This window comes from Arthrobacter sp. PL16 (genome assembly GCF_035985055.1).
Classification (GTDB): domain Bacteria; phylum Actinomycetota; class Actinomycetes; order Actinomycetales; family Micrococcaceae; genus Arthrobacter_D; species Arthrobacter_D cheniae.
Genome location: NZ_JAXCIC010000002.1, coordinates 245,554 through 262,744, shown reverse-complemented (window position 1 = coordinate 262,744; position 17,191 = coordinate 245,554). Strand labels below are relative to the sequence as shown.

The following is a 17,191-nucleotide window of genomic DNA, read 5'->3' as shown; positions in this document are numbered from 1 at the left end:
GCGTGCAGATGCTGCGCCGGAGGCAATTCGAAAGACCGTTGAAAGGGTCGCAGTGGATTTCTCGTTCGTACCGATCGTCATCGGAGCCATCCTCCTCGTTGTCGTCCTCATCGTTGTGGCGATCCTCGCGAGGATGGCTCTCCATATCGCCAGTCCCGACCAGGCCCTGATCATCTCGTCCAAGGACAGCAAGGGCCAGCCCGACGTCGACAGCCAGCGCGTCGTCTTCGGCCGCGTCTTCATCAATCCGTTCACGCAGCGGGCCTACCCGCTGTCCCTCGCCTCGCGGCAGGTCTCGCTCCGGATCGAGGGCATCTCGCTCAACGGGATCAAGCTGCATCTCACCGGCGTGGCCCAGGTCAAGGTCGGCGGGGACGCGGACGCCGTCCGCAAGGCGGCTCAGCGATTCCTCAACCAGCAGGACGCCATCGACCACTACACGCAGGAGACGCTCTCCGGCTCGCTGCGCTCCATCGTCGGCACCCTGACCGTCGAGTCGATCATCCGGGATCGTGCCACCTTCGCCAAGAGCGTCAAGGAGGAGGCCGAGCACTCCATGCACAACCAGGGCCTGGAGATCGACACCTTCCAGATCCAGTCGGTCGATGACGATTCGGGCTACCTGAAGAACCTCGGGCGCCCGGAAGCGGCGTCGGCGGAGCGCAACGCGAAGATCGCTGAGGCGCGATCGGTGCAGGAATCGGAGCAGGCCCGCGCCATCTCGGACGAGCAGGTGGCGCTGGCGCAGCAGCAGCTCACGATCCGGCGCGCCGAGCTCAAGGAAGAGGCCGACGCACGGCAGGCCCGTGCCGACGCCGCAGGACCGTTGGCGCAGGCGGAGCAGAACGAGCAGGTCATCATCCGCGAGCAGCAGGTTGCCCTGCGCCGTGCGGAACTGCGTGAGCGCGAGCTCGATACCGAGGTCCGCAAGCCCGCCGACGCCGAGAAGTACCGACTGATCCAGCAGGCGGAAGCGAAGCTCGAGGAGCGTCGTAGGGCATCCGCGGCCACCGAGATCGAAGCCCGGGTGGATCTCGCGAAGCGGAAGCTCGTCGCCGAAGGCGACCGGGTGGCAGCTGAAGCCGACGCCGCGGCGAACACCGCACGGGGTACCGCGGAAGCAGCGATCAACACGGCCAAGGGACGTGCGGAAGCAACGGTCATAGCCTCACGCGGCAACGCGGAGGCGGAGTCGACCGAAGCCCGGGGAAAGGCGGAAGCAGCCGCTATCGCTGCACAGGCCGAGGCCTACCAGAAGTTCAACCAGGCCGCCATCCTGTCCAAGGTCCTGGAGGTCCTTCCGGCCATGGCCCGTGAGATCGCAGCACCGATGGGCGCGATCGACACCATGACGGTCATCTCCAACGATGGCGCGAGCCAGCTCAGCAGGAATGTCTCAACAGGTGTCCAGCAGACCACCCAGATGGTCAAGGACACCACGGGACTCGACATCATCGCGCTACTCGGCGACCTGCTGAAGAACGCGGACAGGCCCGGTTCGAAGGGCACCGGCGGGTCGACCGTCGTCGGGGGTTCGGACTAGCACCCACGAAAAGGGCCGCCGCGATCGGATGATGCGGCGGCCCTTTTTGCTGTCCCGGCGGTCCCGCGCGTCAGCGGTAGGTCTGCAGGTACGGTCCCGACGACGGGACGATGACCTTGCCGAGCGGCGCCAGCGACACCGGGATCAGCTTCAGGTTGGCGATACCGAGCGGGATGCCGATGATGCTGACGAACATCGGGATGGCTGTGAGCACGTGGCCGATGGCGATCCAGATTCCGGCGACCAGCAACCAGATGACGTTCCCGACCGCGGAGAACGCGCCCGTGCGCGCGCCCCGGTTCACCACCGTCTGGCCGAAGGGCCACAGGGCGTACACCCCGATCCTGAACGAGGCGATGCCGAACGGGATGGTCACGATCAGCGCGCAACAGATGATCCCTGCCGCGAAGTAGCCGAGAGCCAGCCAGATGCCGCCGAACAGGAGCCAGATGACGTTCAGGAGTGCGTTCATTTCTCCATTGTTCCGCACGCCGCCTGCTGCTGCACCCTCCTTCGACGCAGAAAGGTCCCTACCCGTGCGGGTAGGGACCTTCAGCATGCGTGCGGCTCGCTGGTACTAGCGCGTGCGGCGGTCATTCGACGCCGGCGCATTTGCCCGGCGGGAGCCACCGGGACGGCGGGCACCCTCGGCGCGCGGTGCCGACGACGGCGCGTGGCTGCGCTGCCCGCCGGCGGCAGGAGCAGCAGCGGCGGGGCGGCGGACGGCGTCGCCCACGCGCTGTCCGGATGCCGGACGACGGCTGCGCGTCGTCGTCTCCGACGTCGTGCGGGGCTCCTCGGAGCGGCGGCGTGATCCACCGGTCTTGGCAGCAGCACCGGTGTCGGTGCCGAAGCGAGGCGCCTGCGGCTGGTCCTTGCGGCGCTCGGCGCGGTTGCCCTGGGCGGACTGCGGGTCGGCGGAGACACGTCCGCGTCCACCACGTCCTCCGCGTCCTCCTGCTGCGGGAGCTGCGGCTCCACGGCGTGCGCGCTTCCGCTCGGCGTTGGCACCCGTCGACGTCCCATCACCGCGGCTCGTCTCGCGCTGGGCGAGAAGGGCTGCGCGGGTGCGGGGGTCGATCTTGTCCGCCACGTCGCCGATGAGCGACAGGACCAGCGGAGAGGTGGCCTTGACGTTCTGGAAGGCGACATCGACGCCGGCCGCCTTCATCAGCTTCTGTACCTCGGACTTCTCCTCGGGCAGCGTGATCGTGACCACCTTGCCCGACGAACCCGCGCGGGCCGTACGGCCGGAGCGGTGCAGGTATGCCTTGTGCTCGGTCGGCGGATCCACGTGGACCACGAGTTCGACGTCGTCCACGTGAACGCCGCGCGCGGCGACGTCTGTCGCGACGAGCACCCGTACGTCGCCCGTGGAGAACTCGGCGAGGTTCCGGTCGCGGGCATTCTGCGACAGGTTGCCGTGCAGGTCGACGGCGGGGATACCGGCATCGGTGAGGGTCTTGGCGAGCTTGCGTGCGTGGTGCTTCGTTCGCATGAACAGCAGGCGGCGTCCGGTACCCGATGCGAGCTGGACGATCAGCTGCTTCTTCTGCGTCTGGTCACCGATGAGCAGCACATGGTGCTCCATGGTAGTGACCGCTGCCTGCGGATCATCGACCGAGTGGGTGACCGGCTTGGTCATGTACCGGTTGACGACCTTGTCCACGCCGTTGTCGAGCGTGGCCGAGAACAACAGGCGCTGGCCGTCGGCCGGCGTCGTGTCGAGCAGCTTCTTGACGACGGGAAGGAACCCGAGGTCGGCCATGTGGTCGGCCTCATCGAGGATGGTGATCTCCACCGATTCGAGGCTGATGAGCCTCTGGCGCATCAGATCCTCGAGGCGTCCCGGGCAGGCGATGACGATATCGACGCCCGCTCGCAGTGCCTTCTCCTGGCGCTGCTGGGAAACGCCGCCGTAGATCACGGTGGTATTCAGGCCGAGCTCGTTGGCCAGGGGTTCCACCGTCGCGTTGATCTGGGTGGCGAGCTCACGGGTCGGGGCGAGCACGAGGGCCAGGGGACGCCCCGGCTTGCGGCGGTAGGCCGCTTCCTGCTCGGCAAGGCGCGCGACCATGGGAAGCGCGAAGGCGAGGGTCTTGCCCGAGCCGGTGCGGCCGCGACCGAGAACGTCGCGTCCGGCCAGCGAATCGGGAAGGGACTTCACCTGGATGGGGAATGGTTCGGTGATCCCCTGCGCGGCGAGGTTCTCGACCAGCGCTTTGGGCACACCAAGGGCAGCAAAAGTAGTCATGTGAAGTACACGAACTTTCTTCTCATCTTCCCCGGCATCGGTTGACGCAGGGGTTCGCCGAAGAAAAGTCAGACAGTGTCTACCGCGCTCACGATCCTGGGAGCTAAATGCGGGACAAAAGAATGCGCTCATCGACGCAGGCCGCGCTGTGAACCGACGGAGATATCCGACGTGCGCAGGCCAGTAGGTCCAGTTTATCAGGAGAGGCCCCGTATGCCCGCATCGTGTGCTAGCCGGGGGCGCCGCGCCCCCTCGCCGGGGCCGTACTCGAGCGCACCACCAGCCGGGGGCTTGATGCATCTGCTGCGGAGGACGCCGGCTCCAGACCGATCAGCTCTTCGATGCAGAGACGCCCGAGGTCATGGAACTCCTGGCGGAGAGTGGTGAGGGACGGCTCGTAGTACTCCGCCTCCGGGACGTCGTCGAACCCGATGACGCTGATGTCCGCCGGAACCCGGCACCCGCGTTCCTTCAGAGCCTTCAGCAACCCGAGTGCCATCTGGTCGTTGCTCACGAAGATGGCGGTGGGTCCGCCCGACACATCGACGGCGCGCCCGGCCTCGTAGCCCGACCGCGCGCTCCAGTCGCCCTGATAGACGGGGCCCTCGGCCAGCTGATGGTCCTTCAGGGCCGAGCGCCAGCCCTCCAGCCGGCGCCGGGCGTCCACCCAGTCGAGCGGACCGGCGAGATGGGCGATCCGCTCGTGCCCGAGGGCCACGAGGTGGTCGACGGCGTCGGCCGCAGCGCTCTCCTGGTCCAGCGCGATGTCACCGAGCCGATGGTGGCCGCCGCCGACGGTAAGCATCGGGATGCCCGTCTGCACCGTCGCGAGCACCTCGAGGGCCGATACGTGGGGGGTGATAGCGATGACACCCTCCACGCCGTGGTTCAGCAGGTCGCTGAGGGCCTCATCGATCGTGGGCACGGAATAGTCCTTGAGTGTCACCACTGTCAGGAAGTAGCCGGCCCTCCGGGCTGCGTCCTGGATGCCCATGAGGACGCTCGAGGGGCCGTACTGAGCCAGTTCGCCTGCGAGGATTCCGATGGAGTGGGTCCTCCCGGTTGCGAGCCAGCGTGCGGCGGCGTTCGGGCGGTAGTCGAGTTCGAGGATGGCAGCGCGTACTTTGCGCCGCGTCGCCTCGCTGACATTCGGCCTGCGATTGACCACGCGGGAGACGGTCTGGTGCGAAACTCCAGCCAGGGAAGCCACGTCGGTCAGGCTGGGATTCCGGGGGGTGGTCACGTCAGTCACACTTCCACCCCTTCCTCAGCGAATCCAGGCGGACCGCCGCACCCAACCGCTGCCGATCCCCCTGCTTCGATGGAAACATCCGCTGTCAAGGAGTGTGGCCGAGTTGTGTCTCAAATCACTTGACCGGCAAATTGTTAGCGTTCACAATGCTCGGAGGGCATGAAGCCCACGCAGCAACGACGGTGCACTCGCTCCTTGCTGTGGTTCCCACATCCAGGAGGCAGCAGTGTTCAAGAAAACTTTAGTAACGGTCATCGCGGCCACGACCCTCGCCCTCACCGCGTGCGGTGGAGGAGCCGGGACCGGCGGCGGCGGAGGCTCCGAGGACGGGATCACCATGGGCTTCGCCCAGGTCGGCGCAGAGAGCGGCTGGCGCACGGCGAACACCAAATCGGTGCAGGAGTCCGCCAAGGAGGCCGGCGTGGACCTGAAGTTCTCCGACGCCCAGCAGAAGCAGGAGAACCAGATCAAGGCCATCCGGTCCTATATCCAGCAGCAGGTGGACGTGATTGCCTTCTCGCCCGTCGTCGAGTCGGGGTGGGACACCGTACTGAAGGAAGCGAAGGACGCCGACATCCCCGTCATCCTCACCGATCGCTCAGTCGACTCCGCGGACACATCCCTCTACAAGACGTTCCTCGGCTCCGACTTCGTCGAGGAGGGCAAGAAGGCGGGCGACTGGCTCGTGGAGGACTCTGCGTCGACGGAGGGCCCCGTGAACATCGTCGAGCTGCAGGGCACCACCGGAGCCGCTCCCGCCATCGACCGGAAGGAAGGTTTCGAGGCAGCGATCGCCGCGGATCCGGACCTGAAGATCGTCGAGTCGCAGACCGGCGACTTCACGCGAAGCGGCGGCAAGCAGGTCATGGAGGCCTTCCTCAAGAACACGCCGGACATCGACGTCGTCTACGCGCACAACGACGACATGGGACTCGGTGCGATCGAAGCCATCGAGGCCGCGGGCAAGGTTCCCGGCAAGGACATCAAGATCATCACGGTCGACGCCGTGAAGGACGGCATGACGGCGCTCGCCGAGGGCAAGATCAACTACATCGTGGAGTGCAACCCTCTCCTCGGCGACCAGCTCATGGACCTGGCCGCCAAGGTAGTCGCAGGCGAGGAGGTCCCGGCCCGCGTGGTCACCGAGGAATCTGCCTTCACGCCGGAGCAGGCCAAGGAAGTACTCGCGAGCCGCGAGTACTAGGACCACTGACCGGACCCGGACGCGGCGCAGCCCGAGGACGGGTCCATGGCCTGTGGGATGCGGTGGGCTCCCACCCACCGCATCCCGCGCAGGAAGACACAGACATGAACGAGATCGTCCCCGTAGTCGACATGAACAACATCTCCATCGAGTTCCCGGGGGTCAAGGCCCTCGACGGCGTCAGCCTCAGGTTGTTCCAGGGCGAAGTGCACGCACTCATGGGCGAGAACGGAGCCGGGAAGTCCACCCTCATCAAGGCACTCACCGGCGTCTACGCCATCGACGGCGGCACCATCACCGTCATGGGCGTCCAGCACAGCTTCTCCACCCCTGCCGAAGCCCAGGCCGCACGGATCAGCACGGTCTACCAGGAGGTCAATCTCTGCCCCAACCTCTCGGTCGAGGAGAACATCCTGCTCGGCCGGGAGCCCCGCCGCCGGGGAGGCATCCACTGGCGCGAGGTCCGGCGGAAGGCGAAGGACGTCCTCGAGCAGTTGCAACTGGGACACATCGACCCCGGGTCGATCCTGTCCTCCCACTCGATCGCCATCCAGCAGCTGGTCGCGATCGCGCGGTCCGTCCAGGTCGACGCCAAGGTGCTGATCCTCGACGAACCCACGTCCAGCCTCGACTCCGAAGAGGTGCAGCAGCTGTTCACGGTCATCCGGACCCTTCGGGACCGCGGGGTCGCCATCCTGTTCGTCTCACACTTCCTGGAACAGGTCTACGACATCTCCGACCGCATGACCGTCCTGCGGAACGGGAAGCTGGTGGGTGAGTTCATGACCCGGGACCTGCCGCGCATGGGGCTCATCTCGAAGATGATCGGCAAGGAGATGGACGCCCTCGCCGAACTGGAGGAGGCGGAAAGCCGCAGGGAACCGGACAGGTCGGAACGGGTGCCGTTCGTACAGGCGGAGAACCTGGGGCGGAAGGGATCGGTCCAGGATGTGACGGTCGCCATCCACGCCGGAGAGATCCTGGGACTTGCCGGACTCCTCGGCTCGGGCCGCACCGAGACCGCCCGGCTGCTGTTCGGCGCGGATCGTGCGGACCAGGGGCAGCTGCGGATCGGCGGTACGGCCCGGACCCTGCGCACCCCGCGCTCCGCGATCGATCAGGGCGTCGCCTTCTCCTCCGAGAACCGGAAGGAGGAGGGCCTGATCAGCGACCTCTCGGTGCGCGACAACCTGGTTTTGGCCATGCAGGCCAGCAAGGGCTGGCTGCGGAGGGTCCCCGGCCACACCCAGGACCAGTTGGCGGAGAAATTCATCAGGGCCCTCGACATCCGCCCGGCCAACAAGGACGCGCTGATCCAGAATCTCAGTGGCGGCAATCAGCAGAAGGTGCTGCTCGCCCGCTGGCTCATCACCAACCCCAAGCTGCTCATCCTCGACGAACCTACGCGCGGCATCGACATCGGAGCGAAGACGCAGATCCAGAAGCTCATCAGCAGCCTCGCGTCCGACGGCATGTCGATCATCTTCATCTCCGCCGAACTCGAGGAAGTACTGCGCCTGAGTGACCACATCGCCATCCTCAAGGACCGCAGGATGGTCGCCGACATACCCAACGACGGAGTCACCATGGAAGACGTCATGACGATCATCGCGGGATCCAACGCATGAACGCCCTGCTAAAGCATCGCCTCACCTGGCCCGTACTCGCCCTGGTGCTCCTGCTCGTGCTGAACCAGTTGTTCCGCTCGGACTTCCTGTCCGTCCGTGTCCAGGACGGCCACCTGTACGGCAGCCTGATCGACATCCTCCGCAACGGGGCGCCGACCATCCTCATCGCACTCGGAATGACACTCGTCATCGCTTCACGCGGCATCGATCTCTCCGTCGGGGCAGTGGCCGCCATCGCCGGTGCAGTGTCCTGCACCTACATCTACAACTCGCCCGATCCCACCTCGTTGCGGACCGCTGCCATCGGTGTGTCCATCGCCGTGGTCGCGGGTCTGGCGCTCGGGCTGTGGAACGGTTTCCTCGTTGCCGTCATCGGCATCCAGCCCATCATCGCGACCCTCGTGCTCATGACAGCAGGCCGGGGCCTGGCCCAGTTGGTCACGGGCGGTCAGATCATCTCCGTCTCCAACGACCCCTACCAGGCGATCGGCGCCGGCTTCTTCCTCGGCCTTCCCATCTCGATCCTCATAGCGGTAGCAGCCTTCGCAGTCGCCGGGCTGCTCACGCGGCGGACCGCCCTCGGTACCCTCATCGAAGCGGTCGGCATCAATCCTGTTGCCAGCCGCCTCGCCGGGCTCAATGCGCGCACCATCACCTGGACGGTCTACGTCTTCAGCGGCCTCTGTGCGGCCATCGCCGGTCTCATGATCAGCTCCAACGTCACGGCCGCCGATGCGAACAACGCCGGACTCTACATCGAGATGGACGCCATCCTCGCCGTCGTGATCGGCGGGACGTCCCTGGCCGGGGGGCGGTACAGCCTCGTGGGGACTCTCGTCGGGGCACTCATCATCCAGACCCTCACCACGACCGTCTACACCCTGGGCATCCCGCCCGAGGTCACCCTCGTCTTCAAGGCGCTCGTCGTCATCATCGTCTGCCTCCTGCAGTCCAGCAAGGCGCGGACCCTCCTCGGGAAACGCAAACGTCCGCTGACGGAACAAGCCGAAGTGAAGGTGGCAGTCTGATGTCGGTCCTCACCCGTACCCCTGCCCCGCAGGGCCGCACCCGTATCAGCAGGCTGCAGGGCAAGGCCCGCTACGCGCCCACCCTGGCCACCGTCGGGTTGTTCCTGGCCATGTTCGCCGCGGGAGCGATCATGTACCCGGGCTTCCTGTCGGGCCAGGTCTTCCTCAACCTCCTCATCGACAACACGTTCCTGATCGTGCTGGCCGTCGGGATGACCTTCGTGATCCTCACCGGCGGTATCGACCTCTCGGTCGGTTCCGTCGTCGCCCTGTCCATGATGATCGCAGCGGCACTCCTGCAGGCCGGCTGGAACCCGATAGCCGTCATCGCCCTCGTCCTGCTGACCGGCGCCACGTTCGGACTGCTGATGGGACTGGTCATCCAGGTGTTCGAGATCCAGCCGTTCATCGTCACCCTCGCCGGGCTGTTCCTCGCCAGAGGACTGTGCTACGTGATCAGCGTCGACTCGATCACCGTCACCGATCCCTTCTTCACCGCCATGGCACAGGCCCGGATCCCCCTGACGGGGAACCTGTTCATCGCGCCCGGCGTCGTGATCGCGCTCGTCGTCGTCGCCATCGCCTTCTACGTCCTGCATCAGACGCGCTTCGGTCGCACGGTGTACGCCATCGGCGGCGGGGAGTCCTCCGCGCTCCTCATGGGGCTGGCCGTCCCGCGCACCAAGGTCCTCGTCTACGGGATCAGCGGTCTGTGCTCAGCAATCGCAGGCATCCTCTTCTCCTTCTACAGCCTCTCCGGGTACAGCCTTGCAGCGACAGGCCTCGAGCTGGATGCCATCGCCGCAGTGGTGGTGGGCGGGACGCTGCTCACCGGAGGGTACGGCTACGTCCTCGGATCCCTCGCCGGAGTGCTCATCCTCGGGATCGTCCAGACCTTCATCTCCTATGAGGGAACCCTCAGCTCATGGTGGACGCGCATCGTGATCGGTGCCCTGCTGCTCGCCTTCATCCTCCTGCAGAAGCTTTTCTCCCGGAAGGTGAAACTCACCTGAAAGGCCGTGCCAGAACTCCGCCCCGCACCCCCGACCCTTCCGTCTGGGAGAGTGGGAGGACCAGCGCCGAAGCTTCGCCAGGAGGAGATCCATGACCCTGTCCCCAGCCGCCCTTCTCGAGGACGCACGGTCCATGGCGGGTGACATCGCCGACCTGCGCCATCGCCTGCACCGCGAGCCGGAGCTCGGCCTGCAGCTGCCGCGCACGCAGGAGAAGGTATTGCAGGCGCTCGACGGCCTCCCCTACGAGATCACGCTCGGCTCGGATACGACGTCGGTCACCGCCGTCCTGCGAGGAGGCGCGGCATCCCGCGAACGGGGAGTCACTCCTGTGGTGCTGCTCCGTGGCGACATGGACGCGTTGCCCGTCCAGGAAGCCACGGGTGTTCCCTACACCTCCACGATCGACGGCGTGATGCATGCCTGCGGGCACGATCTCCACACCTCGATGCTCGCGGGAGCCGCCACGCTGCTCGCCGAGCGCCGGGCAGAGCTGCAGGGCGACGTCGTCCTCATGTTCCAACCGGGCGAGGAGGGCCACGACGGCGCGGGGTTCATGATCCGCGAGGGCGTCCTGGACGCGGCGGGCAGGGCGCCCGATGCGGCCTACGGGCTCCACGTGGTGTCATCGCTGCTACCCACCGGGGTGTTCGCCAGCCGCGGTGGTCCGCTCATGTCGGCGTCGGACGGACTCATGGTCACAGTGCGCGGAGCGGGCGGTCACGGATCCTCGCCCCACTCCGCCAAGGACCCGGTCACCGTGGCTGCGGAGATCGTCACGCAGCTGCAGGTCATGATCACCCGGCAGTTCGACATGTTCGATCCCGTGGTCCTGTCCGTGGGCGTGCTGCACGCGGGCACCCAGCGCAACATCATCCCGGAGACGGCACGGATCGAGGCGACCGTCAGGACGTACTCGACCGCGAACAGGAACAGGATGACCGAGGCGGCACCCCGCCTGGTGCGGCACCTCGCCGCCGCGCACGGGCTCGAGGCGGACATCGAGTACATCCACGAGTACCCCGTGACCATCACCGACCACGACGAGACCGCGCACGCAGAGGCGCAGGTCGCTGAACTCCTCGGCGCCGGCCGGTACGTCACGATGCCGCAGCCCATGAGCGGATCGGAGGACTTCTCGCGCATCCTCGAGGCCGTCCCCGGGACGTTCCTGTTCCTCTCGGCAGTGACTCCCGGCGTGGAACCGGGTACATCCCCCTTCAACCATTCGCCGTACGCGGTCTTCGACGACAGCATCCTCGCCGACGGTGCCGCGCTCTACGCGCAGCTCGCCATCTCACGGATGGCCGCCGGGACGGGCCCGCTGACCGCAGCCCGCTGACGCGCTGCCGGTAGCCTTTGGAGGTGATGGAGCCTCAAGAACAGACCCCCGACCAGCCGTACCGCACCCAGCCCGTGTCCTTCGTTCGGCGGGGATCCCGCCTCCAGGGCCGACGTCGCGAGGCGTGGGACGAACTCGCCGAGGCATTCCTCATCGACGTTCCGCGCATCGAGACCGCCGACACGTCGGTAGCTCCCGGCTTCGTGCTCGACGTCGACGCCGCATTCGGCCGTTCGGCACCCCTCGTCATCGAGGTGGGCTCGGGACTCGGCGAGGCGATCACCCATGCTGCGGAGTTCGACCCGGACCGCGACTACCTCGCCCTCGAGGTCTACCGGCCGGGCCTGGCCCAGACCATGCTGCGCATCAGCCAGAAGGAGCTCACCAACGTGCGCACCGCACAGGTGAATGCGGCCGAGGCCTTCGCGGGCATGATCCCGGCGTCGTCCGTCGCGGAGCTGTGGACGTTCTTCCCGGACCCCTGGCACAAGGTCCGCCACCACAAGCGCCGGCTCGTGAAGGCGGACTACGTGGAACGTGCCGCGCGGATCCTCGAGCCCGGCGGCATCTTCCGTCTCGCCACCGACTGGTCCAGCTACGCGGTGCAGATGCGCGCCGTCCTCGACGCCAGCGAGCACTTCGAGAACCTGCACGACGGCGAGCGCACCGGTGCCGCGAGCCCCCTCACCCAGGTGTGGGAGAGCGGCGTCGAATCGGTCGTGGGCGGCGCACCCGTCCGGGAAGGCAAGGACCCGGTGAGCACCGGGAACACCGGCGTCAACGAGGGGATCGACGAGCGCGGCGGCTGGGCACCTCGTTTTGAGGGCCGGACGCTCACAAGTTTCGAGAACAAGGCGATCACGGCCGGACGGATGGTCTTCGACCTCGCCTACCGCCGCCGCTGAGCGGTCGGTGCTGATGACCCTCCGACGCCTCGCGCCCGAAGCCCACGCATGAGCGGCGCTTGGCCGGGCCACGCGAAGGACTCGCCCGCCTACCGGAAGATCCTGCTGGCCCTGCTCTTCGCCGGGCTCGCGACCTTCGCGCAGCTGTACTCCCTGCAGGGTGTCCTGACCGGCGTCGCCTCCGAGTTCGGTGTCTCCCCCGCGGATGCCGCACTGTCGGTGTCCGCGGCGACGCTGGGCCTGGCCCTCGCCGTCATCCCGTGGTCCGCCGTGGCAGATCGGGTGGGACGCAGGAGGACGATGACGTGGGCTATCGCGGCCGCCGTCGTCCTCGGCTTCCTGGCCGCTCTCGCGCCGACATTCGAACTGCTGATCGTCCTCCGCTTCCTCGAGGGAACGGCCCTGGGAGGAGTTCCCGCGACGGCGCTCGTCTACCTGCACGAAGAGGTGCAGAAGCTCCACGCCGCGGTTGCGGCGGGGACCTACATCGCGGGGACGACGCTCGGCGGCCTGGCGGGGCGCCTCGTGGCAGGACCCGTCGGAGAACTGCTCGGGTGGCGCGCGGGTGTGCTGGCGGTCAGCGTCATGGCGGGTGCCGCTGCCATCGCCTTCATCCTGCTCTCCCCCCGTCCCCGCGGCTTCCTCCCGGTCCTGCACGGGCAGGGGCCTTCCTTGGCGAGCCGCATCGGCGCCAATCTCCGGTCACCGCGGCTGCTGGTGGTCTACGCGCAGGGATTCCTCCTCATGGGCGGTTTCGTCGCGGTCTACAACTACCTGGGTTTCCGGCTCGAGGCCCCGCCGTTCCTGCTGCCCGCCTCCCTCGTCAGCCTGCTGTTCCTCGCCTACCTGTCGGGGACGGTGACATCGCGCCTGGCGGGGGACCTCAGCGGGCGGTTCGGGCGACTCCCGGTGCTCCTCGCGGCTGTGCCGGTCATCCTGGCCGGCCTCGCCATCACCCTGACGGGCTGGCTCCCCCTCGTCGTCGTCGGTCTCGTCATCTTCACGGGCGGCTTCTTCGCCGCCCACTCCGTGGCGTCCGGGTGGACGTCCGTGCTTGCAACCACGGGACGCGCGCAGGCGTCCGGCCTCTACAACTTCGCGTACTACGCCGGATCGAGCAGCCTGGGCTGGGTGGGCGGGCTCTTCTTCGGGCACTACGGCTGGATCGGTGTCGCAGGGTTCACCTCGGCCCTGGCGATCACAGCGGGACTCCTCGCCGTTCTCGTGCTCCGCGGTGCGCCCGGCGCATCCGGGCGCAGGACGCGCTGACCCCGGCGGCCCGTCGATATTCGCCGGCCACGTCCGACGGCGGTCGACACGCCGCATCCGCCTCACAGGCGGCGCTCCTGACGGGTAGATTCGCTGGAGTCGGAGCAGCCGGATGATCCCGGATGCCAACCAGTGGAACGCAGGGGACATGGGTATTTTCAGCCGCCGGAAGAGCTCCGGCCGGGGCACCGGAACGGACCCGATCGCCGAGTTCTGGCAGTGGTGGGCCGACGAGGGCGAGGACCTGCTGACCACCGCCACACGCGCCGGGGACTTCGATGCCTACGTAGGCGTGATGACGCGCCGCGTGCAGGCTATCTGCCGCGGACTCGAGTGGGAGACCCGGACGGGCACCGACGCGGAGCACACCCTGTGCGTCTCGAGTGGCGGGGACGCGTCACTGCGTCCCGTGGCCGAGCGGTGGTACCGGGCGTCGCCGCCGTCGAACAGGCGCTGGGAGTTCGTTCCGGCGCGAAGCGCCAAACCGGACATGCTGGACTCCACCATCACCTACCGCGGCAGGACCTTCGACCTTCGCCGCACACGCGTCCACGCGGCCGTGACGCGAGCAGGTGACGGATTCATCGTGTCCGTCCACAACCCTGCTTTCACGGGTCAATGGGACGACGAGCATGGCCTCTGCGTCCTGCTGCTCGAGTGGCTACTGGGCGAGGACGACGTCCAGCGGTGGGTACGCCGCGTCGACTGCATCGTGGACGACGTCGTGGACAGCATCCCGGCTGTCGGGCTACCCACTCTGGTCACCGACCTCGCACGGACCCTCCCCGCGCCGGGCTGGATCACCATGCAGGGCACCCTCGGGACCGGCGAGCCGATCCTCGTCCGCGTCCTGCGTCCTCTGCGCTGGATCGACCATCCCCGCTTCGACCTCCATACGGCGCTGCGGGTCAAGTTCGACGCCGACGAGCAGGGGCTCCCCCGACCGGAGTCCCTCGACCGGCTGGACGACTTCGAGAACTCACTCGTGCGATCGGTCGGGATCCGCGGCATGCTGGTCGCGGCCGAGACCTCGAAAGGTGTGCAGACCTTCCACTTCTACTCGGATTCCGAGGATCAGAACGGGAGGGACGTCCTCGACACCGCAGCCCGGGAACATCGATCCGCCGCTATCAGGCACGCGATCGATCCCGGCTGGAAGAAAGTGCAGGATTTTGCATGACGGGTCCGACGACGTGCTGGACGCCTGCCACCCAGCCGCACAAGGAGCGACGGGCCGCCCTCAGGGCAGGTGGGATTCCGATGGACTGGTACAGGACCGAACGGCCAGGGCGGCGATTCGGCGGCCCTCGGCGGTGGCGGTCTCCACCTCCGCCCCACGCAGGATCATCCCGAGGACTCCCGTGTAGATCAGGATGACCTGGCGAGCGAGCATCCGTGCCTGCCCGTCCTCCACCAGCGCGGTTGCCAGGTACTCGAGCCGGTGGGTCAGCAAATCCGTGTCCGCCGCCAGGGTGTCCGCCAGGTCCTGGCCCGGTCGAGGTGTTTCAGCGGCGACGCCCAGGAACACGCACCACCGCGACGGCGTGAGGGAGCGCCTGTGCCGGGAGAGCGCGGAAAAAAGAGCAAGAAACTTCTCCTCGGGCGTGCCCGCCTCGTCGACGCACTCCTGCCAGGTGGTGTCCCATCGAGCCAGCCTGCGCCGAAGGGCCTCGGTGATGAGTCCCTCCTTATTGCCGAAGTGCGCGTAGAGCGTCGCCGGCGAGACCTGCGCCCGGTCGAGGATCACGTCCACGGGCGTGGTTGTCACACCCTGGGTGGCGGCGAGACCCTCCGCCGCATCAAGTAACCGCTCACGTGCCGGGGGTTGTGGTGCCATGCAGCAAGACTATAACGTTCGTTCTAATGAAACGATCGTTATACATCTCCTTCGCCGGCTCGGCCGTCACCCTGATCGGAGCCACCTATGGTCTGGCCCGGCTCGGATACGGACTGTTCCTGCCTGCGTTCTCCAGATCCTTCGAACTGACGCCCGCCCTCGGCGGGCTACTCTCCTCCGGCGCCTCGCTGCTCTACTGCGTCGCGGCCGCCGTCGGCTTCCGCCATGCCGGGAACAGTCCGAGGACGGTCACGGTCCTCGCCGGACTCGCGGCGGCCGGAGGAAGCACGGGGATTGCCCTCGCCCCCGGCACCGGGACCTTCGCCGCAGCGGTGCTTCTGGCCGGCATGGGCGCGGGCTTCGCCTCACCCGCACTGGTCGAACTGGTGAGGCGGAATTCGGAGCAGTCACGTCAGGCCCGACTGCAATCGGTGGTGAACTCGGGCACGGGTTTCGGCGTGATCCTGGCGGGGATCCTGTCCCTCGTACTGGGGGACGCCTGGCGGATCGCCTGGATCCTCGCGGCAGTGATCGCCGCTGCATCGACGCTCGCGGTCCTGCACTTCGACCGAGGCACTGATACACGCCTCGCGACGCCGTGCGCGGTCGCCTCCACATCCTTCTCGAGATCGAGCCTACGGGGTCTCTCCCGTCCGCTCGTGGGAGCCTTTGCCTTCGGCGTCGGCTGTGCCGCGGTGTGGGTCTACGGCAGAGCGATACTCGAGCAGGCCGGCGGCATGAGTGGCGGGGTGTCTGCGGGCGCCTGGATAGCCCTGGGCGCAGGAGGCGCCGGGGCACTACTGCTGGCGCCGTGGCTCGCAGCCCACTCGATCCCCACGACGTGGTCCACGTCCACCCTTGTCACGGCCGGTGCGACGGCCGTCGTCGGCGCGGCCCCCGGCAATACCCTCCTGGCCTATCTCGCCGCAGGCCTGTTCGGCCTCGCATACACGGCGGCGACGTCCGTGCTGATCCTGTGGGCCGCGACCGCCTCGGCTCCGGGTGGGCAATCCGGGGCGGGGGCAACGTCCCTGCTGTTCACAGCCCTGGTTCTCGGCCAGGCGGCAGGCGCACCCCTCGCGGGCTTCATGGTGCAGGCAGGAAGCCCGATTCTCGCCTTCTCCGTCGCTGCCCTGGTCTGCGCAGCGAGTGCAACAGCTGCAGGACCACGTCGGACGAGGAGGTACTAGAACGCCGAGGACGGCAGGTCCCGCTCACCCTCCCGGATGGCGGTGACGATCCGCTCGGCGACGGCCTTCGGGTCCTTCCCCTGCGGCAGCTTCGGAGCTGCCCCGGCAATGGGCCTCGAAGCCAACCCGGTCTCCGTGTGCGGCGGACGCGCATCGAGGACGCGCACACCCTGCCGACGCAGTTCCAGTGTCAGGGCTTTCCCGTAGGCGCTGAGACCCGCCTTCGTCGCGGAGTACGCGGCCATTCCAGCCGTCGGGCTCTCGGCGACGACCGCGCTGATCTGCGCTATGAAGGAGTCCTTCCCGAGCCTGGGCGCCACCTCGCGCATGAGCCGCATGTAGCCGAGCAGGTTCACTAGCATGAGTTCGTCCAGGGTGTCGTCATCCACCTCGACGGCGGGGCCGAAGGCCACGACACCGGAGGCGAAGACCACACCGTTGAGTTCGCGACCGTACACGGCGGCGGCGATATCCGCCGGCCCCGTGGGCTTTCCCAGGTCCGCGGCAATCTGGCCGACGACGGCGTCCCCGAGTTCGGCGGCGAGCGCGGACAGTTTCTCCTTCGAGCGCCCCGAGACGGTGATCTGGGCGCCCTGTGTCACGAGTTGGCGGGACAGCTCCGCACCGAGAACGCCCGTGGCGCCGACGACGAGGACGTGCGAACCGCTCAGATCAGTCATGGGGCGAGTGTAGCAACGCACCCCGACGCCCCTCCCGGCGCCCGGG

15 protein-coding genes are annotated in these 17,191 nt (G+C 67.5%); 10 read left to right on the top strand and 5 right to left on the bottom strand.

The window, feature by feature from the left end; translation table 11 throughout:
- The first annotated feature begins 52 nt into the window (after window positions 1-52).
- Window positions 53-1,543 carry a flotillin family protein gene (locus RCH21_RS04950; RefSeq protein ID WP_326963440.1) on the top strand — a complete coding sequence of 497 codons (1,491 nt, stop codon included), beginning with the start codon at window positions 53-55 and terminating at the stop codon, window positions 1,541-1,543.
- A 70-nt stretch (window positions 1,544-1,613) separates the two neighbouring features.
- On the opposite strand, the gene RCH21_RS04945 is transcribed toward RCH21_RS04950, so the two are convergent.
- From RCH21_RS04945 to RCH21_RS04935, 3 genes are all read right to left on the bottom strand, one after another.
- On the bottom strand, window positions 1,614-2,015 hold the full coding sequence (locus tag RCH21_RS04945; protein WP_120147372.1) for a YccF domain-containing protein: 402 nt from the start codon (window positions 2,013-2,015) through the stop codon (window positions 1,614-1,616).
- A gap of 105 nt (window positions 2,016-2,120) precedes the next feature.
- The gene (locus tag RCH21_RS04940) at window positions 2,121-3,797 is read right to left on the bottom strand and encodes a DEAD/DEAH box helicase (RefSeq protein WP_326963439.1); all 1,677 of its coding nucleotides are present in this window, start codon (window positions 3,795-3,797) and stop codon (window positions 2,121-2,123) included.
- 229 nt (window positions 3,798-4,026) lie between these two features.
- On the bottom strand, window positions 4,027-5,049 hold the full coding sequence (locus RCH21_RS04935; protein WP_326963438.1) for a LacI family DNA-binding transcriptional regulator: 1,023 nt from the start codon (window positions 5,047-5,049) through the stop codon (window positions 4,027-4,029).
- Between the two features lie 226 nt (window positions 5,050-5,275).
- Here RCH21_RS04935 and RCH21_RS04930 point away from each other — a divergent pair, with 226 nt between their 5' ends.
- From RCH21_RS04930 to RCH21_RS04895, 8 genes are all read left to right on the top strand, one after another.
- Entirely contained in the window at window positions 5,276-6,253 is a 978-nt protein-coding gene (locus RCH21_RS04930; RefSeq protein WP_326963437.1) for an ABC transporter substrate-binding protein, read from the top strand.
- Window positions 6,254-6,357: 104 nt separating this feature from the next.
- On the top strand, window positions 6,358-7,881 hold the full coding sequence (locus RCH21_RS04925; protein WP_326963436.1) for a sugar ABC transporter ATP-binding protein: 1,524 nt from the start codon (window positions 6,358-6,360) through the stop codon (window positions 7,879-7,881).
- Window positions 7,878-8,909, top strand: a complete 1,032-nt coding sequence (locus tag RCH21_RS04920; RefSeq protein ID WP_326963435.1) for an ABC transporter permease — start codon at window positions 7,878-7,880, stop codon at window positions 8,907-8,909. The genes RCH21_RS04925 and RCH21_RS04920 overlap by 4 nt, the downstream gene beginning before the upstream one ends.
- Entirely contained in the window at window positions 8,909-9,922 is a 1,014-nt protein-coding gene (yjfF, locus tag RCH21_RS04915; RefSeq protein ID WP_120147378.1) for a galactofuranose ABC transporter, permease protein YjfF, read from the top strand. The genes RCH21_RS04920 and yjfF overlap by 1 nt, the downstream gene beginning before the upstream one ends.
- Before the next feature lie 91 nt (window positions 9,923-10,013).
- Window positions 10,014-11,264: a M20 metallopeptidase family protein gene (locus tag RCH21_RS04910; protein ID WP_442784666.1), complete on the top strand. Its 1,251-nt coding sequence runs from the start codon at window positions 10,014-10,016 to the stop codon at window positions 11,262-11,264.
- A 26-nt stretch (window positions 11,265-11,290) separates the two neighbouring features.
- Complete coding sequence (gene trmB / locus RCH21_RS04905; protein WP_326963780.1) at window positions 11,291-12,169, top strand: tRNA (guanosine(46)-N7)-methyltransferase TrmB; 879 nt, start codon at window positions 11,291-11,293, stop codon at window positions 12,167-12,169.
- 48 nt (window positions 12,170-12,217) lie between these two features.
- Window positions 12,218-13,438 (top strand): MFS transporter, encoded by a 1,221-nt coding sequence (locus RCH21_RS04900; RefSeq protein WP_326963434.1) that lies wholly within the window; start codon window positions 12,218-12,220, stop codon window positions 13,436-13,438.
- 112 nt (window positions 13,439-13,550) lie between these two features.
- Window positions 13,551-14,618, top strand: coding sequence for a DUF695 domain-containing protein (locus RCH21_RS04895; protein ID WP_326963433.1), 1,068 nt, complete (start codon window positions 13,551-13,553; stop codon window positions 14,616-14,618).
- A 60-nt stretch (window positions 14,619-14,678) separates the two neighbouring features.
- Here the strand turns inward: RCH21_RS04895 and RCH21_RS04890 are convergent, their stop codons facing one another.
- A complete protein-coding gene (locus RCH21_RS04890; RefSeq protein ID WP_326963432.1) occupies window positions 14,679-15,275 on the bottom strand; it encodes a TetR/AcrR family transcriptional regulator in 597 nt (198 codons plus the stop codon).
- 26 nt (window positions 15,276-15,301) lie between these two features.
- Between RCH21_RS04890 and RCH21_RS04885 the strand changes: the two genes are divergently transcribed.
- On the top strand, window positions 15,302-16,465 hold the full coding sequence (locus RCH21_RS04885; protein WP_326963431.1) for an MFS transporter: 1,164 nt from the start codon (window positions 15,302-15,304) through the stop codon (window positions 16,463-16,465).
- On the opposite strand, the gene RCH21_RS04880 is transcribed toward RCH21_RS04885, so the two are convergent.
- Window positions 16,462-17,145, bottom strand: a complete 684-nt coding sequence (locus RCH21_RS04880) for an SDR family NAD(P)-dependent oxidoreductase (protein ID WP_326963430.1) — start codon at window positions 17,143-17,145, stop codon at window positions 16,462-16,464. The two genes, RCH21_RS04885 and RCH21_RS04880, sit on opposite strands and share 4 nt — an antisense overlap.
- Between the last annotated feature and the right edge of the window lie 46 nt (window positions 17,146-17,191).